Annotated in this window: 22 protein-coding genes; 12 read left to right on the plus strand and 10 right to left on the minus strand. The window is 68.8% G+C overall.

The genetic code is table 11. The features are described 5' to 3' along the window. The first annotated feature begins 50 nt into the window (after nucleotides 1–50). Together HHL11_RS23270 and HHL11_RS23275 are read left to right on the plus strand one after the other, a co-directional pair. Nucleotides 51–956, plus strand: coding sequence for a DUF72 domain-containing protein (locus HHL11_RS23270; RefSeq protein ID WP_169420936.1), 906 nt, complete (start codon nucleotides 51–53; stop codon nucleotides 954–956). A 50-nt stretch (nucleotides 957–1,006) separates the two neighbouring features. Next, the gene (locus HHL11_RS23275; RefSeq protein WP_169420937.1) at nucleotides 1,007–1,477 is read left to right on the plus strand and encodes a DUF4019 domain-containing protein; all 471 of its coding nucleotides are present in this window, start codon (nucleotides 1,007–1,009) and stop codon (nucleotides 1,475–1,477) included. Nucleotides 1,478–1,480: 3 nt separating this feature from the next. Here the strand turns inward: HHL11_RS23275 and HHL11_RS34490 are convergent, their stop codons facing one another. From HHL11_RS34490 to HHL11_RS23290, 3 genes are read right to left on the minus strand one after another with little or no spacing between them, the layout of a single operon-like run. Continuing rightward, nucleotides 1,481–2,080 (minus strand): DUF4142 domain-containing protein, encoded by a 600-nt coding sequence (locus HHL11_RS34490; protein WP_169420938.1) that lies wholly within the window; start codon nucleotides 2,078–2,080, stop codon nucleotides 1,481–1,483. A 42-nt stretch (nucleotides 2,081–2,122) separates the two neighbouring features. Then, on the minus strand, nucleotides 2,123–2,626 hold the full coding sequence (locus HHL11_RS23285) for a DUF4142 domain-containing protein (protein WP_169420939.1): 504 nt from the start codon (nucleotides 2,624–2,626) through the stop codon (nucleotides 2,123–2,125). Between the two features lie 59 nt (nucleotides 2,627–2,685). Beyond that, a complete protein-coding gene (locus tag HHL11_RS23290) occupies nucleotides 2,686–3,978 on the minus strand; it encodes a hypothetical protein (RefSeq protein WP_169420940.1) in 1,293 nt (430 codons plus the stop codon). A 240-nt stretch (nucleotides 3,979–4,218) separates the two neighbouring features. On the opposite strand from HHL11_RS23290, the gene HHL11_RS23295 reads away from it, so the two are divergent. Continuing rightward, a complete protein-coding gene (locus HHL11_RS23295) occupies nucleotides 4,219–4,602 on the plus strand; it encodes a YXWGXW repeat-containing protein (RefSeq protein ID WP_169420941.1) in 384 nt (127 codons plus the stop codon). A gap of 61 nt (nucleotides 4,603–4,663) precedes the next feature. On the opposite strand, the gene HHL11_RS23300 is transcribed toward HHL11_RS23295, so the two are convergent. After that, nucleotides 4,664–5,503, minus strand: coding sequence for a ZIP family metal transporter (locus HHL11_RS23300; RefSeq protein WP_169420942.1), 840 nt, complete (start codon nucleotides 5,501–5,503; stop codon nucleotides 4,664–4,666). Between the two features lie 70 nt (nucleotides 5,504–5,573). Here HHL11_RS23300 and HHL11_RS23305 point away from each other — a divergent pair, with 70 nt between their 5' ends. Next, nucleotides 5,574–5,762: a 4-oxalocrotonate tautomerase gene (locus HHL11_RS23305; protein WP_169420943.1), complete on the plus strand. Its 189-nt coding sequence runs from the start codon at nucleotides 5,574–5,576 to the stop codon at nucleotides 5,760–5,762. Nucleotides 5,763–5,789: 27 nt separating this feature from the next. On the opposite strand, the gene HHL11_RS23310 is transcribed toward HHL11_RS23305, so the two are convergent. The 4 genes from HHL11_RS23310 to polA form a co-directional block, all read right to left on the minus strand. Continuing rightward, complete coding sequence (locus HHL11_RS23310) at nucleotides 5,790–8,018, minus strand: xanthine dehydrogenase family protein molybdopterin-binding subunit (protein ID WP_169420944.1); 2,229 nt, start codon at nucleotides 8,016–8,018, stop codon at nucleotides 5,790–5,792. A gap of 11 nt (nucleotides 8,019–8,029) precedes the next feature. After that, nucleotides 8,030–9,013 (minus strand): FAD binding domain-containing protein, encoded by a 984-nt coding sequence (locus HHL11_RS23315; RefSeq protein WP_169420945.1) that lies wholly within the window; start codon nucleotides 9,011–9,013, stop codon nucleotides 8,030–8,032. Further along, a complete protein-coding gene (paoA, locus tag HHL11_RS23320; RefSeq protein ID WP_240980372.1) occupies nucleotides 9,010–9,663 on the minus strand; it encodes an aldehyde dehydrogenase iron-sulfur subunit PaoA in 654 nt (217 codons plus the stop codon). Before paoA ends, HHL11_RS23315 begins: the two co-directional genes overlap by 4 nt. Before the next feature lie 98 nt (nucleotides 9,664–9,761). After that, on the minus strand, nucleotides 9,762–12,593 hold the full coding sequence (gene polA / locus HHL11_RS23325) for a DNA polymerase I (RefSeq protein WP_169420946.1): 2,832 nt from the start codon (nucleotides 12,591–12,593) through the stop codon (nucleotides 9,762–9,764). Nucleotides 12,594–12,653: 60 nt separating this feature from the next. Between polA and HHL11_RS23330 the strand changes: the two genes are divergently transcribed. The 5 genes from HHL11_RS23330 to HHL11_RS23350 all read left to right on the plus strand — a co-directional run bounded on the left by HHL11_RS23330 (nucleotide 12,654) and on the right by HHL11_RS23350 (nucleotide 16,243). Continuing rightward, entirely contained in the window at nucleotides 12,654–12,971 is a 318-nt protein-coding gene (locus HHL11_RS23330) for a hypothetical protein (RefSeq protein ID WP_169420947.1), read from the plus strand. Nucleotide 12,972: 1 nt separating this feature from the next. Beyond that, nucleotides 12,973–13,947: a homoserine kinase gene (locus HHL11_RS23335; RefSeq protein ID WP_169420948.1), complete on the plus strand. Its 975-nt coding sequence runs from the start codon at nucleotides 12,973–12,975 to the stop codon at nucleotides 13,945–13,947. A 124-nt stretch (nucleotides 13,948–14,071) separates the two neighbouring features. Then, complete coding sequence (locus HHL11_RS23340) at nucleotides 14,072–14,836, plus strand: BPSS1780 family membrane protein (RefSeq protein WP_169420949.1); 765 nt, start codon at nucleotides 14,072–14,074, stop codon at nucleotides 14,834–14,836. A gap of 13 nt (nucleotides 14,837–14,849) precedes the next feature. After that, nucleotides 14,850–15,569 (plus strand): FecR family protein, encoded by a 720-nt coding sequence (locus tag HHL11_RS23345; RefSeq protein WP_169420950.1) that lies wholly within the window; start codon nucleotides 14,850–14,852, stop codon nucleotides 15,567–15,569. A 215-nt stretch (nucleotides 15,570–15,784) separates the two neighbouring features. Further along, complete coding sequence (locus HHL11_RS23350) at nucleotides 15,785–16,243, plus strand: hypothetical protein (protein WP_169420951.1); 459 nt, start codon at nucleotides 15,785–15,787, stop codon at nucleotides 16,241–16,243. A gap of 33 nt (nucleotides 16,244–16,276) precedes the next feature. Here HHL11_RS23350 and HHL11_RS23355 read toward each other — a convergent pair whose 3' ends face one another. Beyond that, the gene (locus HHL11_RS23355; protein ID WP_169420952.1) at nucleotides 16,277–18,661 is read right to left on the minus strand and encodes a UvrD-helicase domain-containing protein; all 2,385 of its coding nucleotides are present in this window, start codon (nucleotides 18,659–18,661) and stop codon (nucleotides 16,277–16,279) included. Nucleotides 18,662–18,689: 28 nt separating this feature from the next. On the opposite strand from HHL11_RS23355, the gene HHL11_RS23360 reads away from it, so the two are divergent. Together HHL11_RS23360 and HHL11_RS23365 are read left to right on the plus strand one after the other, a co-directional pair. Then, nucleotides 18,690–19,343 (plus strand): hypothetical protein, encoded by a 654-nt coding sequence (locus tag HHL11_RS23360; RefSeq protein ID WP_205964535.1) that lies wholly within the window; start codon nucleotides 18,690–18,692, stop codon nucleotides 19,341–19,343. A 136-nt stretch (nucleotides 19,344–19,479) separates the two neighbouring features. After that, nucleotides 19,480–20,457, plus strand: coding sequence for a GMP reductase (locus tag HHL11_RS23365; RefSeq protein ID WP_169420953.1), 978 nt, complete (start codon nucleotides 19,480–19,482; stop codon nucleotides 20,455–20,457). A 67-nt stretch (nucleotides 20,458–20,524) separates the two neighbouring features. Here the strand turns inward: HHL11_RS23365 and HHL11_RS23370 are convergent, their stop codons facing one another. Next, nucleotides 20,525–21,376: an alpha/beta hydrolase gene (locus tag HHL11_RS23370; protein ID WP_169420954.1), complete on the minus strand. Its 852-nt coding sequence runs from the start codon at nucleotides 21,374–21,376 to the stop codon at nucleotides 20,525–20,527. 105 nt (nucleotides 21,377–21,481) lie between these two features. Here HHL11_RS23370 and HHL11_RS23375 point away from each other — a divergent pair, with 105 nt between their 5' ends. Further along, a complete protein-coding gene (locus HHL11_RS23375) occupies nucleotides 21,482–22,165 on the plus strand; it encodes a GntR family transcriptional regulator (RefSeq protein ID WP_169420955.1) in 684 nt (227 codons plus the stop codon). The last annotated feature ends 24 nt before the right edge of the window (nucleotides 22,166–22,189 follow it).

Below are 22,189 nucleotides of genomic sequence, written 5' to 3' on the forward strand. Positions count from 1 at the left end.
TTTGCGGAACAGACCAGGAAGCGCAGCGCCTGCTCTGTCCCCAACTGACTATGGAAAATGTCCTGGTCGGCTCGGCTTCGTGGACCGACCCCACCCTGATCCGATGCGGCCGCTTCTACCCGCCGCAGTGCAAGACCGCCGAACAGCGCCTGCGCTTCTACGCGCAGCAGTTCCCGCTGGTGGAGGTGGATTCCAGCTACTACGCCATGCCGCTGCCGCAGACCGCGCAGCTGTGGGCCGAGCGCACGCCGAGCGACTTCACCTTCAACGTCAAGGCCTTCCGCCTGTTCACCGGCCACCAGGCGCTGGTCACCGCGCTGGACCGCGACTTGCAGAAGGCGCTGGGCCCCGAGGCGCCGCGCACGCTGTATTACGACAAGCTGCCGCCGGAGCTGCGCGACGAACTCTGGCGGCGCTTCATCGCGGCGCTGCAGCCGCTGCGCGCCAGCGGCAAGCTGGGCGCCGTGCATTTCCAGTTCGCGCCCTGGCTGCTGCGCGATCGCGCCAGCATCGCGCACGTGGAGCACTGCGTGGAAAGGATGCAGGGCCACCTCGTGGCTGCGGAGTTCCGCCATGCCACCTGGTTCCACGGCGATCACCTGGAGCAGACGCTGGACTGGGAACGCGAACTGGGCGTCGTCCACACGGTGGTCGATTCGCCCCAGGGCTTCGCCGACTGCGTGCCCTGCGTCTGGGACGTGACCAGCCCCGAGCTCGCCGTCGTCCGCCTGCACGGGCGCAACAAGGAGACCTGGAACAAGAAAGGGCTCGCGGCTTCCTCGTCGCGCTTCGACTACCAGTACAGCGCCGACGAACTGGCGGCCATGGTGCCGGAAATCGAGCACCTCGCCACCCAGGCGCGCCGCGTGCACGTGGTCTTCAACACCAACAACGAGGACCAGGGGCAGCTCGGCGCCCGCATGCTGAGGCAGCTGCTGCGGGTAAAGGCGCGGTAAAAAGTTGTACCTCGCCGGGGTGCCTTTGCCCAGCCGCTAGACTGCGCCCCATGAAAGTGAATTCCCGCCTCTCCCTGCTGGCCCTTGGCCTCGCCCTGTGCGCAGGCGCGCAGGCGCAGCCCGCCGCAGCCCCGGCCGCCGCCGCGGCCTCGGCGCCCAGCGTCGAAGACATGGCCAAGGCTGGCCAGCTGGCCGCCACCGGCTGGCTGACGCTGCTGGATCGCAATGACTGGGGCACCGCCTGGGATGCGTCCGCGGCGATGTTCCGCAGCAGCGTGCCGCTGGGCACGTGGATGGACAAGGTGCCGCCGGTGCGCCAGCCGCTCGGGCCGCTGGTGGAGCGCGAACCGGTGGAAGCGATCTACAAGACCAGCCTGCCGGGCCGCCCGGACGGCCAGTACGTGACCGTGCGTTTTCTCAGCAAGTTCCAGAAGGGCACGCTGCAGGAGATCGTCGCGACGGTGCGCGAACAGGACGGCCGCTGGCGCGTGACGGGCTACCAGCCCTCGCCGGCCAACTGAGCCTCACACGGCGCGTTGCCCGCGCAGCGAAGCGCTGGGCAGCGCGCGGTTGACGGCGGCGAGCTGGTTGCGCAGCGCCGGCAGCTGCCTTTCGACCCAGGCCTTCAGCACCGGGTCCTCGGCCTGCGTGGCCATCTTCTCGAAGTTCTCGATGTCGGCCTGGTAGGTGCGCAGCGCGACCTCCTCGACGTACATGCGGTCGAACTTCGCGCCGCTGGCCTTGCCCAGCTGCTTCATCACCTTGTTGTGGTCGTTGCTCAGGATGGGCATGGCCATGCCGCGCGCCTGCAGCAGGTGCAACAGTTCCGGCTGCATCGTCTTCTGGCGGTCCATCACCGCCCGGGCGATTTCCTTGGCGGCGGGGCTGGTGGAACGGGTGGGCACCAGCCGCGAGGCATCGGCCTCGAAACGGGCGTTGGCCGCCGTGAGCTGCAGGAAGTGGCGCTCGAGCTTCTGCGCGCTGCCCAGCGGCCTGGCCTCGGCGGCGGCGGCCGCGGCGTAGCTCGGGGGGCGCGGCTGCGCGTGCGCGCCGGCAAGCGCCAGCGCCAGGATTGCGAACGCCAGCGGCGGGAATGCGGGGAACTGCTTTCGACCTCGGATCACGCGCCGATTTTAGGAGCGGTCCAGCCAGCGTGAACGGTCGAGTTACTTCTTTGCCGCAGCTTCCGGCAGTTTCTGCGCTTGCGCGAGATGGTCCTGCAGCATCGGCAGGGTCTTCTCGATGAAGGCCTTCAGGTCGGCGTCCTGGACGTCGTCGCGGGCCTTCTGGAACGACTTGATGTCCTTCTCGTGCGCCTTGATGCCGACCTCGCGCACGAAGTGCTGGTCGAAGTCGGCGCCGTTGCGCTTGCCCAGCTTGTCGATCTCGCGCCGCTGGCTGCGGGTGGGCGCCGGCGGCAGCTCCACGCCCTTGGCGCTGGCGATCTTCACCAGCTCGTTGTTGGCGGCGGTGTGCTGGTCCGCCAGCATGCCGGCGAAGTTCTTCACCTGCAGGTCGTTGGCCTTCGCGTTGGCCAGCTGGGCGATCTGCACTTCGAACATGCCGCTCTCGGCAGCGTGCTCGATGAACTTGCGGTCGGCGTGCGCCAGGTTCCCGGCCTGCGCGGCGCCGAAGGCCAGCGCCAGCACGAGCAGCGCGAATCGCTTCATCCGTGATCTCCCAGAAAGGCGGCGCCGCATCGCGGCGCCGCTGCGGCCGGGTCAGGCCATCACTTGCTCTTGGAGGACGAACCGGAGGACGCGCCGCTGTTGCCGCCCGAGGAACCGCTGCCCACGCTGCCCGGGTTGGCGTTGGCGCCGCTCATCGTGGTACCCGCGCTGCCCATGCCGCTGGAGCCGCCCAGGTTGCTGGAGCTGCCCTGGCCGGAACCCGCGGGGCTGCCCGAGCTGGCGCCGGACCCGCCGGTGCCGGACATGCCGCCGCCGCTGCCCGCGCCCGAGCCACCGCTGCCCTGCCCCTGGTTCGGGCCGAGGCCGCCGCTGCGGCTGTTGCGCCAGCTCGTGAACTCGTCGCTGAATTTCTTGTAGCGCTCCTGCCGCCAGTTCTGGTAGTCGTTGTCCAGGTTGCGGATCTGTTCTTCTCGCCACTGGTGGTATTCGGGGTCGTGGTGGCCCTGGCTGTAGCCGCCGGTGTGCGTGTGCATGCCGGTGCCGCCGCCCTGGTCCCAGGCGCCGCCTTGCGCCTGGCCGCCGAAGCTGCCGGCGCCCTGGCCCCATGCGTCCTGGCCGTAGCCCGAGCCCTGCTGGCCCATGCGCGTGCTGCCCATGCCGCCGCCGTAGTTGGCGCCGCCATGGCCCTGGTTGCCAGAGCCGTAGCCCTGGCTGCCGCCATAGCTGCCCTGCATGCCGCCGCCCTGCACGCCTTGCGGGCCCATGCTGCCGCCCATGCCACCGCCGTCGCTGCCGCGGTTGTAGGTGTCGCCCTGGCCGCCGTAGCCGCTGCCGCCCTGGCCGTAGGACGAGCCACCGCCGTAGCTGCTGCCGCCCTGGCCGTAGGTCGAGCCACCGCCGTAGCTGCCGCCGCTCCAGCTTCCGCGCTGGCCATAGGCCTGGCCGCGCTGGTCGTAGCTCTGGCCACCGTAGCCGCCACCCTGGCCATAGGTGCCGCTCGAGCCGCCGAAGCCGGACGACTGCATGCCCGCCGCGTTGCGCGTGCCGCCGCCGTATTCACCGCCATATTGCTCGCCGCGGCCCCAGCTGCCCTGGCCGCCGCCTTGCCCGCCGAACTCGGAATTGCCGCGGCCATAGCCGTGGCTCTCGCCGCCATAGCCGCCGTAGCCCGAAGATTGCTGCGAACCGAACTCGGTGCCGGCGCGCTGGCCGTAGCCGCCAAGTGCCCCTTGCGAACCCTGCATGCCGGAGCTGCCGCCCTGCTGGCCCTGCTGGCTGCCCCAGCCGCCGCGCGAATCCCCGCCACCGTACCCCTGGCCACGATCCTGCTGCTGGTCGCCGCTGCCCCAGCGGCCCTGGCGGTCGCGGTCTTCGTAGTCACGAGATGCCATCTCATTCTCCTTCGGGATCAAAGTCGGTCGATGCCGGATGGAGCGTGTCCTCCATCCGCCGGTTCATCTTGGGCCGCCCCCTCCCGTCACCCTGTCGGACAACATCCGGGCAGGTGTAGGACTGCCCGGCCTTGCATTTACGAACGGCTGCAGCGTTCACGCGGCATTTGCACGGCAGTGGGAGCGCATTCACATGCGCTGCGCAGGATGGCCTCACCCCCAACCAACCGGAGAACGTCGATGGGCAGCAAGAAAACCTGGATCGTCACCGCCGCCGCCGCGCTCGCCGCGGCCAGCGCCCTGCTCGCTGCGCCAGCGCAGGCGGCCGGCGTGTATGTCGAGATCGCGCCGCCGGCGCCGCGCGTGGAAGCCGTGCCGCAGCCGCGCCATGGCCAGAGCTGGGTGCCGGGCCACTGGGAATGGCGCCGCCACCAGTACGTGTGGGCGCCGGGCTACTACGTGGCGATGCGCCCGGGCTACCGCTATGCCGAGCCCCATTGGGTGCAGGTGGGCGGCCGCTGGAGCTACGAGCCGGGCCGCTGGGAACGCGCGGAACGCGACCGCGATCACGACGGCGTGCCGGACCGCTTCGATCGCCACCCGGACAACCCGCACCGCAGCTGATAGCGGGGTTCGGCGCCCTTCGCAGGCTGGGTTCGGCGGACGCCGACCCCAGCTTGCAACGCTAGTGTCCGTGCCCCATCAAGCTGGCCACCGTCACCAGCGCAATCCCCGACAGCAACCACGCGACCTGGGCCAGCGTCTCCCGCGCGCCCAGGCGCTTCTGCAATTGCGGGATGAGGTCGGCCAGCGCCACGTAGATGAAGCTGCTGCTGGCCACGACCAGGAAGTAAGGCAGGTAGTCCGCCAGCCGGTCCACCAGCCACCAGCCGACGAGGCCGCCCAGCGGCGTCACCGCGCCGGCCAGCGACACCTTCACCAAGGCCGCGCGCCGCGAGCGGCTGGACTGCCGCAGCACGGCCAGGTCGCCGATGTGGTGCGGCACCTCGTGCGCCAGTACCGCGAGCGCGGCCACCAGGCCGAGATGCGTGCTCGCCGCGAAGGCCGAGGCGATCAGGATGCCGTCGCCGAAGCAGTGCACGCTGTCGCCGGTGAGCACCGCCCAGCCGCCGGTACGCTGGTCCTTGTGCTCATGGTCGTGGTCGTGCGCATGCGCCAGCCCGTGCGCGTGGCTGTGTTCCTCGTCGTGCGAACCGTGGTGGTGTTCGTGGCCGTGGTGCCAGAGCTCCGCCTTGTCCAGGAGGAAGAAGAACACCACGCCGACCAGCAGCGTGGCGAACATCGCGTGCGCGCCGGCCTGGCTTTCCAGCGCTTCGGGCAGCAGGTGCATGAAGGCGGTGGCCAGCAGCGCGCCGGCGGCGAGGCTGAGGAGGTGCTGCTCCTTGAGTCCGCGCACGCGCGGCTCGGGGCCCCAGCCCAGGCGCATGAGGCCGGCGGCCAGCCACACGCTGCCGATGCCGGCGGCGAAGGTCGCGAGGAGGATGAAGGCGAGAGTTGCGGTCATGAAGGGCCGCGCGATCTTATCAACGCGGCAGGGCGCACAATCCGGGCCTCATCCCAAGCCAGGAGATCCCATGCCGACCATCCGCGTCGAGATGTTCGAGGGCCGCACCCTCGAACAGAAGAAAAACCTCGTGCAAGCGCTCACGCAAGCCTGCGTCCAGACCCTGGGCAGCAAGGCCGAAGGCATCGACGTCCTGATCTACGAACTGAAGAAGCAGGACTGGGCGACGGGCGGGGAGTTGTGGTCGGAGAAAAAGTAGGGTGCGCAGCTCCGCTGCGCACCTGAATCAGGCCGACATCCCCGCCAGCACCTTGTCCAGCGTGATCGGGAAATCGCGCACGCGCACGCCGCAGGCGTTGTAGATCGCGTTGGCGATCGCCGCGCCGGCGCCGCTGATCCCCAGTTCGCCGACGCCCTTGATCTTCAGCGGGTTCGTCTTGTCGTCCACTTCGGGCAGGTAGTAGGCGTCCAGCGCCGGGATGTCCGCATGCGCCGGCACGTGGTATTCGGCGAGGTCGTGGTTGGCGAAGCAGCCGTGGCGCGCGTCCAGCACCGCTTCCTCGTGCAGGGTCTCGCCGACGCCCCAGATCATCCCGCCGATCGCCTGCGAGCGCGCCGTCTTCGCGTTGAGGATGCGGCCGGCGGCGAACACGCCCAGCATGCGCCGCACGCGCACTTCGCCCGACTCGGTGTCCACCGCCACCTCGGCGAAGAAGGCGCCGTAGGCCTGCTGCGAATACTTCTTCATCATGTCGCCGGGCTGGATCTCGCCGTCGGCCTCGATGCCGGAGGCGCCCGCCAAGGTGGCAAGCGTCGCCGTCTTGCCGCAGCCGGTGATCTTGCCGTCGGCGAAGCGGGCCTGTGCAGGGTCGATGCCGGCCGACTGCGCCAGCTTCGTCCGCAGCTTGTCGCAGGCGTCGTACAGCGCCGAGCCGGCGCTTGCCGCGCCGAACGAGCCGCCCGAACCGGCCGTTTCCGGGAAGTCGCTGTCGCCCAGCTGCATGCTCACCTGCGCGGGCGGCAGGCCCAGCATCTCCGCCGCGACCTGCGTGAACACCGTGTAACTGCCGGTGCCGATGTCGGTCATCGACATCTTCGCCGTCAGCATGCCATTGCCGTCGATATGCACCTTGCACTTGGACGGCCGCAGGAAGTTGCCGCGCGAGGCCGCGGCCATGCCCATGCCCACCAGCCAGCGGCCTTCGCGCTGCTGGCCCGGCTGCGTGTGGCGCAGGTCCCAGCCGAAACGCTTCGCGCCTTCGTGCATGCACGCCACCAGCTGGCGCGAGGAGAACGGGATGTGCTTCTCCGGATCCTGCTTCGGCTCGTTGCGCAGGCGCAGTGCGATCGGGTCCATGCCCAGTTGCACCGCCAGTTCGTCCATGGCGCATTCGAGCGCCGGCATGCCGACGGCTTCGCCCGGCGCGCGGCACGAGTCCGACACCGGCAGGTCCAGGTGTGCGACGCGGTTCTTCGTCATGCGATTCGGCGCCGCATAGAGCGACCGCCCCACCATCGCCGCCGATTCGTAGAAGTCGTCGAAGCGCGCCGTGTGCGACCAGGCCTCATGCCCGAAGGCCGTCAGCACGCCGTCGCGCGTGGCGCCCAGGCGCAGCCGCTGCACGGTGTCGCTGCGGTGCGTGGTGAGGTGGAACATCTGCTGGCGCGTCAGCGCCGTCTTCACCGGCCGGTTCAACTGCCGCGAAGCGAGCGCCGCCAGGATCGCATCGCCGTAGATCGGCAGCTTGCCGCCGAAGCCGCCGCCGATGTAGCGGCTCAGGATGCGCACCTTCTCGTTGGGGATCTGCAAGGTGTTGGCCACGCACTTCTGCGCGCTTTCCAGCAGCTGCGAGGAGCAGTTGACGACCACCCGGTCGCCTTCCCACCAGGCGGTGCTGGCGTGCGGCTCCATTTGCGCGTGGATGTGCACCGGCGTGGTGTAGCGCGCGTCCACCTGCACCGGCGCGGCGGCGAAGGCGGCATCGAAGTCGCCGCTGGCGGAGTCCGGCTCGCGGCCGTTGGAAGGCTTGGGCTTCTGCGCCTGCGCCAGGTTCTTCTGCAGCTCGTAGTCGCCGCGCTCCGGCGCATAAGTGACGCGCACCAGCTGCGCCGCCGCCCGCGCCTGCTCGAAGCTCTCGGCAACGACGAAAGCCACCGGCTCGCCGTAGTACTGCACCCGGTCGTCGTTCAACTGCGGCTTGGCGCGGGCGAAGCGGTCCTCCAGGTTCATCGGCCCGAAAGGCGCCTGCTTCGGCGCATTGCGGTGGGTCCAGACCAGCACGACGCCGGGCGCGCGTTCGGCCGCGCTCGTGTCGACGCCGGCCACGCGGCCCTTGGCGATGCTCGCCTCCACCAGGTAGCCGTAGGCGGGGCGTGCCGGTGCGCGCACTTCGTAGGCATAGGGCGCGCGGCCCGTCACCTTCGGCACGCCATCCACGCGGTCCAGCGGCCGGCCCACCAGGCCTTGCCGGTTGTCGTCCAGGGCGTTGTGCCCTGCGGGCTGCTTCATCTCCATCGTGGCGGCCCTCAGGTACGTGTCGCTTCGCCCAGCACGCCGGCCAGCACGCGGCGCAGCAGCGGGATCTTGAAATCGTTGTGGCCCTGGCCACGCGCGCCGGCGAGCACCGCGCTCGCCGCGGCGTCGTAGGACTGCGGTGCGGCAGGCACGTTGGCCAGCGCCTGTTCGGCCTGCGGCACGCGCCAGGGCTTGTGGGCGAGGCCGCCGAAGGCGAGCCGCGCATTGCGCACCGTGCCGCCCTGCGCATCGACGATGGCGGCCACCGACACCAGCGCGAAGGCATAGGACGCGCGGTCACGCACCTTGCGATACAGCTGCACGCCGGGCGGCGGCGGCGGCAGGCTCACGGCGGTAATGAAATCGCCGGGCTGCAGCTCGGTCTCGACGTTGGGCGTGCTGCCCGGCAGCCGGTGGAAGTCGGCAATCGGGATCACTCGCCGCTGCCCCTGCGGCGAAACCGTCTCCACCTGCGCGTCGAGCGCGCGCATCGCCACCGCCATGTCCGAGGGATGCACCGCGATGCACTGGTCGCTGGCCCCGACGATGGCGTGGATGCGGTTGAAGCCGCCGATGGCGGAACAGCCCGAGCCGGGCGTGCGCTTGTTGCACGGCTTGCTGGTGTCGTAGAAGTAGTAGCAGCGCGTGCGTTGCAGCAGGTTGCCGCCGGTGGTGGCCTTGTTGCGCAACTGCGCCGACGCGCCGGCCAGCAGCGCGCGGCTCAACACCGGATAGCGCTGGCGCACGCGCGGGTCGGCGGCAAGGTCGCTGTTGCGCACCATCGTGCCGATGCGCAGGCCGCCGCCTGGCAGGTCCTCGATGCGGTCCAGCCCGATGCGGTTGATGTCGACCAGGTGGACGGGCGTCTCGACCTGCAGCTTCATCAGGTCCAGCAGGTTGGTGCCGCCGGCGATGAACTTCGCGCCCGGGTGCTGCGCCGCCGCCTGCGCCGCCGCTTCGGGGCTGGCGGCCCGCTCGTAAGTGAAGGCCTTCATGTGCCGCCTCCCACTTCCTCGATCGCCGCGACGATGTTCGGGTAGCAACTGCAGCGGCAGATGTTGCCGCTCATGCGCTCGCGGATCTCCTCCGGCGTGAGGCGCGGCACCGCGTGCAGGTCCGCCGTCACGAAGCTGGGCATGCCGGCGCGTACTTCGCCCAGCATGGCGACACCGGAGCAGATCTGCCCCGGCGTGCAATAGCCGCACTGGAAGCCGTCGTGCTTGATGAAGGCGGCCTGCAGCGGATGCAGCTGGTTGCCCTGCGCCAGGCCTTCGATGGTGGTGACCTGTTGGCCGTCGTGCATCAGCGCCAAGGTGAGGCAGCTGTTGATGCGGCGGCCATCCACCAGCACCGTGCAAGCGCCGCACTGGCCGTGGTCGCAGCCCTTCTTGGTGCCGGTGAGCTGCAGGTTCTCGCGCAGCAAGTCGAGCAGCGTGGTGCGGGTGTCGACGTTCAGGTCGCGCGACTGGCCGTTGACGAACAGCCGCACGGGCACGTATTGCGGTTGCGGCTCGGCCACGCGAGGCGCTGCCTGCGCTTGCTGGGCCTCGGCGCCCAGTGAACTCGATGCGGCCGCCAACGCGCCCGCCACGCGCAGCACGTCGCGGCGCGTCATGTCCCCGTCGGGACCGTCTTTCTCTGCCATGGATGCTCCCGATGGGAAGCAGCCAGTCTAGGAAGGCGAATGCGGCCGCGACGGAGCGCAGTCGCGCGCATGGGCGTGCGACTGCGCCTACGCCGGGCTCAGTGCGCTTCTTCCCAGTTCGCCCCCACGCCGATCTCCGCCAGCAGCGGCACCTGCAATTCGGCGACGCTGGCCATCAGGCGCGGGATCTCGGCCTTCAGCCAGTCGACTTCGTCTTCCGGCACTTCGAACACCAGTTCGTCGTGCACCTGCATGATCATCTTCGTGCGGCGCTGCTCGCGGTCTAGCGTCTCCTGCACCTTGACCATCGACAGCTTGATCAGGTCGGCCGCCGTGCCCTGCATCGGCGCGTTGATGGCCTGGCGCTCGGCGCTGCCGCGGCGCGGGCCGTTGGGCGAGTTGATCTCCGGCAGGTACAGGCGCCGGCCGAACACGGTCTCGACGTAGCCGCGGCTCTTGGCCGCCAGGCGCGTCTCGTCCATGTAGGTCTTCACGCCCGGGTAGCGCTGGAAGTAGCGGTCGATGTAGCTCTTCGCCGCGGCATTCTCGATGCCGAGGTTGCGCGCCAGTCCGAAGCTGCTCATGCCGTAGATCAGGCCGAAGTTGATGACCTTGGCGTAGCGGCGCTGCTCGCTCGACACCTGCTCCACCGGCACGCCGAACACTTCCGAGGCCGTCGCGCGGTGCACGTCGATGTTCTCGCGAAAGGCGCGCAGCAGCGCCTCGTCCTCGCTGATGTGCGCCATGATCCGCAGCTCGATCTGGCTGTAGTCGGCGCTGGCGATGCGGTGCCCGGCCGGCGCGATGAAGGCCTCGCGCACGCGCCGGCCTTCGGCCGTGCGGACCGGGATGTTCTGCAGGTTGGGGTCGTTGCTGGAAAGCCGCCCCGTGACCGCCACCGCCTGCGCGTAGTGCGTGTGCACGCGGCCGGTCCTGGGGTGCGCCAGCTGCGCCAGCTTGTCAGTGTAGGTTCCCTTCAGCTTGGCCAGGCTGCGATGCTCCAGCACCTTGGCCGGCAGCGGGTAGTCGTCCGCCAGCTTCTCCAGCACCTCTTCGTCGGTGCTCGGCGCGCCGCTGGCGGTCTTCTTCACCACCGGCAGGCCCAGCTTGACGAACAGGATCTCGCCCAGCTGCTTGGGGCTGCCCAGGTTGAACGGCTGGCCCGCAAGCTCGTGCGCATCGCGTTCCAGCTGCACGATGCGGTGGCCCAGGTCCTTGCTTTGCCGCTCGAGCTCCGTGCCGTCGATCAGCACGCCATTGCGCTCGATGCGGTACAGCGCCTCGCTGCTCCGGATCTCCAGGTCGTAGATGAACTTCAGCTTGCTGTCCTGCTCCAGCCGCGGCCACAGCACGCGATGCACGTCGATGGTCTGGTCCGAGTCCTCGCAGGAATATTCGGCCGCCTTGTCGATGCTCACCTGGTTGAAGGTGATCTGGTGCACGCCCTTGCCGGCGATCGTCTCGTAGTCGATGCCAGTGCGGCCCAGGTGCCGCTCGGCGAGGCTCGCCAGGCCGTGCGGCTTGTGCACTTCCAGCACGTAGCTTTGCAGCATCGTGTCATGCACGTAGCCGCGCACCTCGATGCCGTGGTTGGCGAACACGTGGCGGTCGTACTTCACGTGCTGGCCGAGCTTGTGCTTTTCGGGGTTCTCCAGCCAGGGCTTCAGCTTCGCCAGCACTTCTTCCAGCGGCAGCTGCTCGGGCGCGTCCGGATAGTTGTGGCCCAGCGGGATGTAGCAGGCCACGCCCGGCTCGGTGCTGAAGGACAGGCCGACGATGTCTGCCCGCATCTCGTCCAGCGAATTCGTCTCGGTGTCCAGCGCCACCAGCGGCGCGGCCTCGATGCGCGCGAGCCAGGTGTCGAAGGCTTCCCAGGTGAACACCGTGTCGTACTGCAGGTTGGTCACCTGCGACGGGCCACTCAGGTCCGGCTCGTCGAACAGGCCGGCGGGCTGGCGCTCGCCGGGGCCGACCTTCTTGCGGCTCTGGTGTTCCTCCAGCAGCTCAGGCGGCACGTCGTGCGTCTCGAGCTGCTTCACCAGGCCCTTGAAGCCGTAGCGCTCGTAGAACTCCTTGAGCTTCTCGCTGTCCTGGCCGTTGATGACGATGTCTTCCAGCGCCGGGAAGCCGGGGATGTGGTCCTTCAGGTCGCAGTCGGTGCGGATGGTGACCAGCGCGCGGCCCTTGGGCAGCCAGTCCAGCGCCTTGCGCAGGTTCTCGCCGACGGCGCCCTTCACCTTGTCGGCGTTGGCGACCAGGTTGTCGACCGAGCCCCATTCCTGCAGCAGCTTCACCGCCGTCTTGGGGCCGACCTTGTTCACGCCCGGCACGTTGTCGACCGTGTCGCCCACCAGCGTCTGGTAGTCCACCATCAGCCGCGGCGGCACGCCGAACTCGGCCTCGACGCCGGCGACGTCGCGGCGGCGGTCGTTCATCGTGTCGATGACGGTCACGCTCTCGTTCACCAGCTGCGACAGGTCCTTGTCGCCGCTGGAGATGATGGTGCGCATGCCATGCCGGGTGCCCAGGCAGGCCAGCGTGCCGATGACGTCGTCGGCTTCCACGCCGGGCACGTTCAGCACCTTCCAGCCCAGGAGGCGAACCACTTCGTGGATCGGGTCGATCTGCGTGCGCAGGTCGGGCGGCATCGGCGAACGGGTCGCCTTGTACTCGGGGTAGAGCTCGTCGCGGAAGGTGCCGCCGGGCGCGTCGAAGATGCAGGCCGCGTAGTCGGCGCGCACGTCCTTGCGCAGCTTCTGCATCATGTTGATCATGCCGCGGATGGCGCCCGTCGCCGCGCTGGCGGGGTCGCCCGGCACCGCGCGCAGGTCCGGCATGGCGTGGAATGCGCGGTACAGGTAGCTGGAACCGTCCACCAGCAGAAGGGTTTTCGGTTCGGGTTGGGGAACGTGATCGTCCGTGTTGCTCATAGGGGATTCGGGCAGTATGGCCTTCAAGCGGGCCTGTGGCGCCAGCCTACAATTGTGCCCATGCGCAAGATCCTGTTCGTGGCAGCCGTTTTTCCGCTGGCCGTGCTCGCCCAGACCGGCCAGGCGCCGGCCGAGGACAAGCCGGTCAAGAAAGAACGGCCGGACCAGAAGATCGAGCGCATCCACATCGACGACGGCGGCGCCACCATCGACGAACTCCGCGTCGGCGGGCAAAGCCAGAACGTCACCGTCAAGCCGTCCGGCAACGCGCCGGCCTACGAGATGCAACCCAGCGACGGCGCGCGCAGCCGGCCCAGCGAAGACCGCCAGGGCGACCTCGGCAAGAGCCAGCGCGTCTGGAACGTGCTGAAATTCTGAGATGGCTGTATTCACCGAAGTCTCGGCCGACGAGGCGCGCGCGCTGCTGCGCGCCTTGAAACTGGGCGAGCTGCGCGAATTGCGCGGCATCCAGAGCGGCATCGAGAACACCAACTATTTCGTCACCGCCGAAGACATGTTCGGCGCCACCGAATACGTCCTGACCCTGTTCGAGCGCCTCACCGCAGAACAGCTGCCGTTCTACCTGCACCTGATGAAGCACCTGGCGCAGCACGGCATCCCGGTGCCGGACCCGGCGGCGGACAAGGACGGCGACATCCTGCACACTGTGGCCGGCAAGCCCGCCGCCCTGGTGAACAAGCTGGCCGGCGGCCACGAGCTCGCTCCCGGCCCGGACCATTGCAGCCAGGTGGGCGCCATGCTGGCGCGCATGCACCTGGCCGGCCGCGACTACAAGCGCCACCAGCCCAACCTGCGCAGCCTGGCCTGGTGGAACGAGACGGTGCCGGTGGTGCTGCCCTTCCTGGAGCCGGAACAGGCGGCCCTGCTGCGCAGCGAGCTGGCCTTCCAGAACCACGTGGCCGGCAGCTCCGCCTGGCAGGCGCTGCCGCGCGGCCCGGTGCACGCCGACCTGTTCCGCGACAACGTGATGTTCGACGGCGGCCAGCTGACCGGCTTCTTCGACTTCTACTTCGCCGGCATCGACGCCTGGCTGTTCGACCTGGCCGTCTGCCTGAACGACTGGGCGATCGACCTGCCCACCGGCCGGCACGACCCCGAGCGGGCCCGCGCCTTCGTCGCGGCCTATGCCTCGGTGCGGCCGTTGACGGCGGCGGAGCGCCAGCTGCTGCCGGCGATGCTGCGCGCCGGCGCGCTGCGCTTCTGGATCTCGCGCCTGTGGGACTTCCACCTGCCGCGCGAGGCTTCGCTGCTGAAGCCGCACGACCCCACCCACTTCGAGCGCGTGCTGCGGCAGCGCATCGCGCAGCCGGTCACGGCCGCCGCCCTCGGCTGAACGTGCCGGCCCGCGCAGGTATCGCTTGCGGGGGCTTGGCGTTAAATTTGTCACGCAGTCCCGCCGCCGCTGCGGATAGGCTACCCTGCGCGAGCCCCCGAACCCCCACCAGCAGTCCCCGTTCGTGAAACTGAACATCGTCCCCGCGCGTACCGGCATCCAATGGGTCAAGCTCGGTGTCCAGGCCTTCTTCCGCCAGCCCCTGGGGCTGACCGGGCTGGTCTTCATGTATGGCGCGGTCTACGCGCTGCTCGCCGCGATCCCGCTGGTGGGCGTGGTGGCGCTGGCGGTGCTGACGCCGGCGGCGACGCTGGGCATGTTCGTCGCCACCGAGCGCGTGTCCAACGGCACTTTCCCCATGCCTTCGGTGTTCCTCGCCGGCTTCCGCTCGGGCTCGCAGTGCTCGCGCTCCATGTTGATCCTGGGCGCCATCCACGTCGGCGTGCTGGTCGTGCTGCTGGGCGCGCTGACGCTGTTCTTCCCCGGCGCGCCGATCGAGATCACCGAAGCCACCGGCAGCACGCCGGCCCAGGTGCAGGTGTCGCCGATGCTGTTCGTCGCTTCGGCGCTGCAGCTGCCGCTGCTGGTGCTGTTCGCCTTCGCGCCGGCGCTGGTCTACTGGCACGGCGTCGCGCCGGTGAAGAGCCTGTTCTTCAGCGCCATCGCCTTCTGGCGCAACTTGCGCGCCTTCTTCGTCTATGCGGCGGCCTGGGTGCTGCTGCTGTCGGCGCTGCTGCTGCTGCTGCTGCTCGTGTCCGCGGGCAACCGCATGGTGATGGTGCAGTTCCTGGCGCCCTTCAGCCTGGTGTTCCTGGGGATGCTGTTCACGTCCCTGTATTTCTCGTTCCGCGACACCTTCGTCGCTACCCCACCGCCGGAAACTTCCTGAGGAGCATGACCCCATGAGCACGCACACCCTGCTTGGCCGCACCGAGGACGAGGTGCTCTGGTTCCGGCGCCGTGGCGTGCTGCAGGCCGCGGCGGCCTGGGCGGCGATGGGCGGCTTCGGCGCCGCCCAGGCCCAGCAGCGCAGCAACATCGTGGCCATGCAGGGCGACGCGCTGCTCAATGGCGCGCCGCTGCGGCGCGAACAGGTGATCCAGACCGGCGACAGCATCCAGACCGGGCCGGGCTCCAACCTGTCCTTCGTGATCGGCAATGCCGCGCTGCACGTGCGCGAGAACTCGCGCATCACCGTGGAGCGCGGGCAGACGCTGAACACCATCGCCATCCTGCGCATGCTGACCGGCGCGGTGGTGAGCGTGTGGGGGCGCGGCAGCAGCCGGCAGATCGTCACGCCCACGCTGACCGCCGGCATCCGCGGCACCGGCACCTACACCGAGATCTTTTCCGAGCAGTCCTACCGCAGCTACTTCTGCAACTGCTACGGCACGGTGGACCTGTCGGCCGGCCGGGACAGCACGACCTCGCAGGCCGAATACCACCAGTCCTTCTGGGCCGAACCGCAGCCCAATGCCGAAGGCCGCATCCTCACGCCGGCCAAGGCGATCAACCACACCGACGAGGAAGTGGAGTTCCTGGCCGGCCTGGTCGGCCAGCAGACGGCCTGGCAGATCGCCGGCCACAAGGGCGTGAAGGACGGCTCGGGCTACCTCCGCTGAGGCAAGCTCCGGCGCAAAAGCGCGGCGGCCGTGAGGAGTTCCTCGCCTTGGCGTGGCCTGCCGCGGGGATGGGCCGGCTTCTCCGATATATTCGTGCGCTCCGCGACGCTCCAGCAGCCGTCGATGCCACGGCATGCCTAGGTGATCAACCTAAGCAGTCCATGTAAGAACTTGTTACACTCCGAATTCCAGACCTGCGTGAGGAGGGGGTCGCCATGATCAAGTCCAACAAGCCGTCGTTCGCCGATACCGAGCCGGCGTCGACCATTCCGCTGCACCTCGCGGGTGACGCGGATTTCGACGCGCCTACGCAACCCATGCCGCTGCCCGCCTCCGCGCAGGCCGCCAAGCCCGCCATTCCCGAACTGAGCCTGTCGCTGGCGCCCATCGAGGCCGGCGAATACGAGCTGATGGCCGAACTGCGCAAGGAGAACCGGGTCTGCCCGCTGCCCACGCGCTGGCTGGAGTTCTATCGCATCCTGCAGGACGCGGCCGGCCGCGACCCGCTGCCCGCGCCCCCGCTGACCGGCTCCGCCTGGGCCGCCACCCCCGATTCCGCCAAGCGCCAGTGCTTCGTCGAGCAGGCGGAATGGGTGGTGAAGCGCGGGCTGATCACCAAGGCGCACGAGTTCCTGTCGGCGCTGCCCAAGAGCGACTGGCAGTACGCGCACTGAGCGCGGGAGCCGGGGCCTCCGCCCCGGCTTGCATCAAGTCACCGGCGTCAGCTTCGCCACCGAAAGCGCCAGCCACTTCGCGCCGTGGCGCGGGAAGTTGATGTGCGCCCGCGCGTCCTGGCCTGAGCCTTCCAGCGTCAGCACGGTCCCTTCCCCGAACTTGGTGTGGAACACCTTCATGCCCGCCTTCAGGCCGTGTGCGGGTTCGGATTTCTGCGGCGGCACCGGCGGGCTGGCGAAAGTCTCGCTGCTGCCGCGGCCATAGCCGGTGGCGGAGGAGTTGCCCGAGCGCGAAGTCGGGTAGCCCATGCCGAAGCCGAAGGCGGAGCCGCCGAAGCTCTGGTTCTTGGGCGTCAGCCACTTCAGCGCGTGTTCCGGCAGTTCGTCGAAAAAGCGGCTGCGCACGTTGTAGCGCGTCTGGCCATGCAGCAGCCGCGTCTGCGAGTGGCTCAGGTACAGGCGCTTGCGCGCGCGCGTGATCGCCACGTACATCAGGCGCCGTTCTTCTTCCAGGCCGCCGTAGTCGGCCAGCGAGCGCTCGCTGGGGAACAGGCCCTCTTCCAGGCCGCTCACGAACACGCAGTCGAATTCCAGGCCCTTGGCCGCGTGCACCGTCATCAGCTGCACCGCGTCCTGGCCGGCTTGCGCCTGGTTGTCGCCCGACTCCAGCGCCGCATGCGTGAGGAAAGCGGCCAGCGGCGACAGCGTCTCGCCGGTCTCGGCATCGGGCGGCACGTAGTCGGGCGCCGGCTCGTTCACTTCCGGCAGGCTCGGGTCCAGGCCCTGGCTGGCCGGGGACTGGCGCAGCACCGTCTTGCCCAGTTCGTCGACCGGCAGCGCCACGGCATCGCGCCCGAAGCCTTCCTGGGTGACGAAGCTCTCGGCCGCGTTGACCAGTTCTTCCAGGTTCTCGATGCGGTCGGCGCCATCGCGCTCGGCCCGGTAGTGGTCGATGAGGCCGCTCTGCTGCAACATCACCTCGATGATCTCGCGCAAGGTGAGGCCTTCGGTCTCCTTGCGCATGGCCTCGACCTTCGCCACGAAGGCCGCCAGGTTGGCGCCGGCCTTGCCCGTGGTCTGCGCCACCGCGTCGTGCAGCGAGCTGCCGGCAGTGCGCGCGGCATCCTGCAACTGCTCGATGCTGCGCGCGCCGATGCCGCGCGCCGGGAAATTGACGACACGCAGGAAGCTGGTGTCGTCGCTCGGGTTCTCGAGCAGCCGCAGGTAAGCCAGCGCGTGCTTGATTTCGGCCCGCTCGAAGAAGCGCAGGCCACCGTACACGCGATACGGAACCGCGGCGTTGAACAGCGCGGTTTCGACCACCCGGCTCTGCGCGTTGCTGCGATAGAGGATGGCGATCTCGTTGCGGCGGTTGTCATCGCGCACCAGGTTGCGCACCTCCTCCACCATCCACTGCGCTTCCGCCATGTCGGTGGGCGCTTCGTAGATGCGCACCGGCTCGCCGGCGCCCTGGTCGGTGCGCAGGTTCTTGCCCAGGCGCGTCTTGTTGTGCGCGATCAGCTCGTTGGCCGAGTCGAGGATGTTGCTGTAGCTGCGATAGTTCTGCTCCAGCTTGATCTGGTGCCGCACGCTGAACTCGCTGACGAAATCGGACATGTTGCCCACGCGCGCGCCGCGGAAGGCATAGATGCTCTGGTCGTCGTCACCGACGGCGAGCACCGAGTTCTGCGCGCCGGCGAACATCTTGATCCAGGCGTACTGCAGCTTGTTGGTGTCCTGGAACTCGTCGATCAGGATGTGGTGGAAGCGGCGTTGGTAGTGCTCGCGGATCGGGTCGTTGTCGCGCAGCACCTCGTAGCTGCGCAGCATCAGCTCCGCGAAATCCACCACGCCTTCGCGCTGGCACTGCTCTTCGTACAGCTGGTAGATCTCCACCTTGCGGCGGTCTTCCTCGGTGCGCACGTCGACGGCGTTCGGGCGCAGGCCCTCTTCCTTCAGGCCGGCGATGTACCACTGCGTTTCCTTGGCCGGGAAACGCTCCTCGTCGACGTTGTTCTGCTTCATCAGCCGCTTGATGGCGGACAGCTGGTCCTGCGTGTCGAGGATCTGGAAGCTCTGCGGCAGGTTGGCCAGCTTGTAGTGCGCGCGCAGGAAGCGGTTGCACAGGCCGTGGAAGGTGCCGATCCACATGCCGCGCACGTTGACCGGCAGCATCGCCGCCAGCCGTGTCATCATTTCCTTGGCCGCCTTGTTGGTAAAGGTCACGGCCATCACGTTGCCGGGGCCGATCTGGCCGGTGGCCAGCAGCCAGGCGATGCGGGTGGTCAGCACGCGGGTCTTGCCGGAACCGGCGCCCGCGAGGATCAGGGCGTGTTCGTTGGGCAGGGTGACTGCGGCGCGCTGCTCGGGATTCAGGCTTTGCAGCAGCGGGGACTCGGCGGCGACTTCTGGGAACATGAAGCATTGTAGAAACTCAGCATCAACGATGGTCCGCATTCCGCTTATCGCCGCCCTGCTCGGGCTGGCCGCCGCCAGCGCGCACGCCCTGTGCACCAGCGACAAGGTGCCGCAAGCGCAGGCGCTGCTGGAGCGCTTCATCAATGCCGACTGCGAAGCCTGCTGGCGCGACCCGGCCACGCCCCAGGCGCCCGCGGGCACCTTGGCGCTGGACTGGGTGCTGCCCGGCGCCCAGGGCGAGAACGCGCCGCTGGCGACGGTGGCGGTCGACGAGGCGGCCGAGCGGCTCGCCTTCCTCAAGAAGACCCCGCCCGAGCGCGCCACCAGCGTAGCCAGCCGCCGCGCCGGCAAGGGAGCGCCGCTGCGCATCGCCCTGGGCGATGCCTTCAACGACTACGTCGGCGTGTCGATGGAACTGAAAATGCCGGGCCAGGCGCGCTGGAACGCCTGGCTGCTACTGGTGGAGCAGTTGCCCGCCGGCGTCGAGGGCAGCCCGGTGCCGCGCAACCTGGTCCGTGGCGTGTTCCGGCCCGACTGGTCGCGCCCGGCTTCCGTGCTGGAAGAGACGCGCGCCATGCGGGTGGCCGAAGGCGTCCGGCCGGAACGGCTGCGCCTGGTGGCCGTGCTTCAAGATGGGCATGGCGAAATAAGGGCTATCACGGAAACCGGATGTCCCGAGTAGACCGGCCGCAGTAGAATCAGTCACCGGGCCCAAGCATATGTGGTCCGGTTTTTCGTTTGCGGGCTCCCCACGAACGGCCGGGTCCCAGTCCAAGCGTCCACCTGTTCAACAACAGACCTCCGGAGCCTGGAATCAAATGGAAATCTTCGACTACGACAACGTGCTGCTGCTGCCGCGCAAGTGCCGCGTGGAGAGCCGCTCGGAATGCGACCCTTCGCTCGAGTTCGGCGGGCGCAAGTTCAAGCTGCCGGTGATGCCGGCCAACATGAAGACCGTGGTGGACGAAAAGATCTGCCTCTGGCTGGCCCAGAACGGCTACTTCTACGTCATGCACCGCTTCGACCTGGACAACGTGAAGTTCGTCCGCAAGATGAAGCAGGCGGGCGCGTTCGCGTCGATCTCCGTGGGCGTGAAGCCCGCCGACTACGAGGCGGTGAACCAGCTGGCCGCCGAAGGCCTGGTGCCCGAGTACGTGACCATCGACATCGCGCACGGCCATGCCGATACCGTGAAGAACATGATCGAGCACCTGAAGGCGAAGCTGCCCGGCTCGTTCGTGATCGCCGGCAACGTGGGCACGCCGGAAGCGGTGATCGACCTGGAGAACTGGGGCGCCGACGCGACCAAGGTGGGCATCGGCCCGGGCAAGGTCTGCATCACCCGCATGAAGACCGGCTTCGGCACCGGCGGCTGGCAGCTGTCGGCGCTGAAGTGGTGCGCCCGCGTGGCGACCAAGCCCATCATCGCCGACGGCGGCATCCGCGAGCACGGCGACATCGCCAAGAGCATCCGCTTCGGCGCGACCATGGTGATGATCGGCTCCATGCTGGCCGGCCACGAGGAGTCGCCGGGCTCCACGGTGGAAGTCGACGGCCGCCTGTACAAGGAGTACTACGGCAGCGCCTCCGACTTCAACAAGGGCGAGTACAAGCACGTGGAAGGCAAGCGCATCCTAGAGCCGGTCAAGGGCAAGCTGCCCGACACGCTGCGCGAGATGCAGGAAGACCTGCAGTCGTCCATCTCGTATGCGGGTGGCACCAGGCTGTCGGACCTGCGGCGCGTCAACTACGTGATCCTCGGCGGCGAGAATGCCGGCGAGCACCTGTTGATGTAATTCCTCGCCATCCCCGCGCAGGTGGGGACCCAGGGCGTCCTGAAGAGCCGCGCATTGCGCGGCTTTTTCACGCCCGCAGGATATCCAGCGCCAGCTGGTGCAGCCGATGGCTCGGCGTCGCCAGCGCTTCCAGCACGCTGAAGTGGTTCAGCCCCGGCAGCGCCTCGCACACCGGCACGCGGCGCGGGCCCCAGGCTTCCTGGATCAGCCGGTTCTGGCGCAGGAACTCCTCGCTCTCGCCGCCACCCACCACCGAATACAGCGTCCCTTGGCGCGGCGCCGGCAGCCGCGCCGGGCTGGCCTGGGCGACCTGCTGCGGCGTCAGCGCCAGCGTCTGCTGCAGGTGCGGCGTGCACATGATCGGTTCGAGGTCGTGCAGCGGCGAGATCGCCAGCGCATGGCACGCCAGGTCGCGCGGCAAGGACGGGTGGTGCTGCTGCCACAGGCACAGCAGCATCAGCGTCACCAGCTGGCCCCCGGCCGAGTGGCCCGCCAGCTTGATGCGGCGCGGGTCGCCACCGAAGCGCGCGATGTTGCGATGGCACCAGGCCAGCGCCTTCACCATCTGCACCGCGATCTGCGGCACCGTCACCGCGGGACAGAGCGTGTAGTTCGGCACGACGACGCAGGCGCCGTCGCGCGTGAAGGACGGCGCGATGAAGGAGTGGTCCGCCTTGTCCATCGCGCGCCACCAGCCGCCGTGGATGAAGACGAGCACCGGCGCGTTGGGCTGCACCGCCGGGAACACGTCCAGTTTCTCGCCCGGGGCCTCGCCGTAGGCCAGGTCCAGTTCACAGGGGTTCTCCCGCCGTGCCCGGTCCGACTCGCTCGCCCACCGGGCGAAGTACTCCCCATGGTCGGGCACGAGCGCACGGTTGTTGTACATGCGGTCGTACCACGCTCCGTCCTGCAACTGCATAGACCCCTCTCGCCCCTGATTCTTCCGCAACATTTGGACACAAGTACAGACATTTTGCAACTTCCAGGTCTTTGACGATACCGTATTCGGTATACAGAATCCGGCATGCCTGCGCAACTGGTCCAACTCGAAGCCGCCCCCGACCTCGTGGATCGCGTCTACCGCAGCCTGCTCGACGCCATCAGCGACGGCTCGCTGGCGCCGGGCCAGCGCTTCACCCAGGAAGAGATTGCGCAGCAGCTGGCCGTGTCGCGTCAACCGGTTTTACAGGCCTTGCGCCTCCTCAAGAAGGATGGCTTCGTGCAGGACGCGCCGGGCCGCGGCCTGCAGGTGGCGCCGCTGGATGCGCAATGGATGCAAAAGGTCTACCAGGTGCGCGGTGCGCTCGACGCGCTGGCCGCGCGGCTGGCCGCGCAGCGCCGCTTCCGCGTGCCGGCGCGGCTGCTGCAGCAAGGCCGCAAGGCGGCGCGCGGCGAGGACGTGGCCGCGATGATCGAGGCCGACCTCGCCTTCCACGCCGCCATCTACGCAGCTGCCGACAACCCGCTGATCGAGCAGAGCGCGCAGCTGCACTGGCGCCACCTGAAGCGCGTGATGGGCGCCGTGCTGCAGCAGACCGGCCAGCGCGAAGCGGTGCGGGACGAACACGAGGCCATCGCCACCGCCATCGCCGCGGGCAACGGTTCCACCGCCGCCCGCCTGATCGAGGAACACAGCCTGAACGCGAGCGTCAACCTCGCCGAGCAGCTCGAACGGGTGCTCAAGAACCGCAATCCCCAGCAGTCCTGAAGCCACATCCAACCAGGAGACACA

This window comes from Ramlibacter agri (assembly GCF_012927085.1).
Taxonomy (GTDB): Bacteria; Pseudomonadota; Gammaproteobacteria; order Burkholderiales; family Burkholderiaceae_C; genus Ramlibacter; species Ramlibacter agri.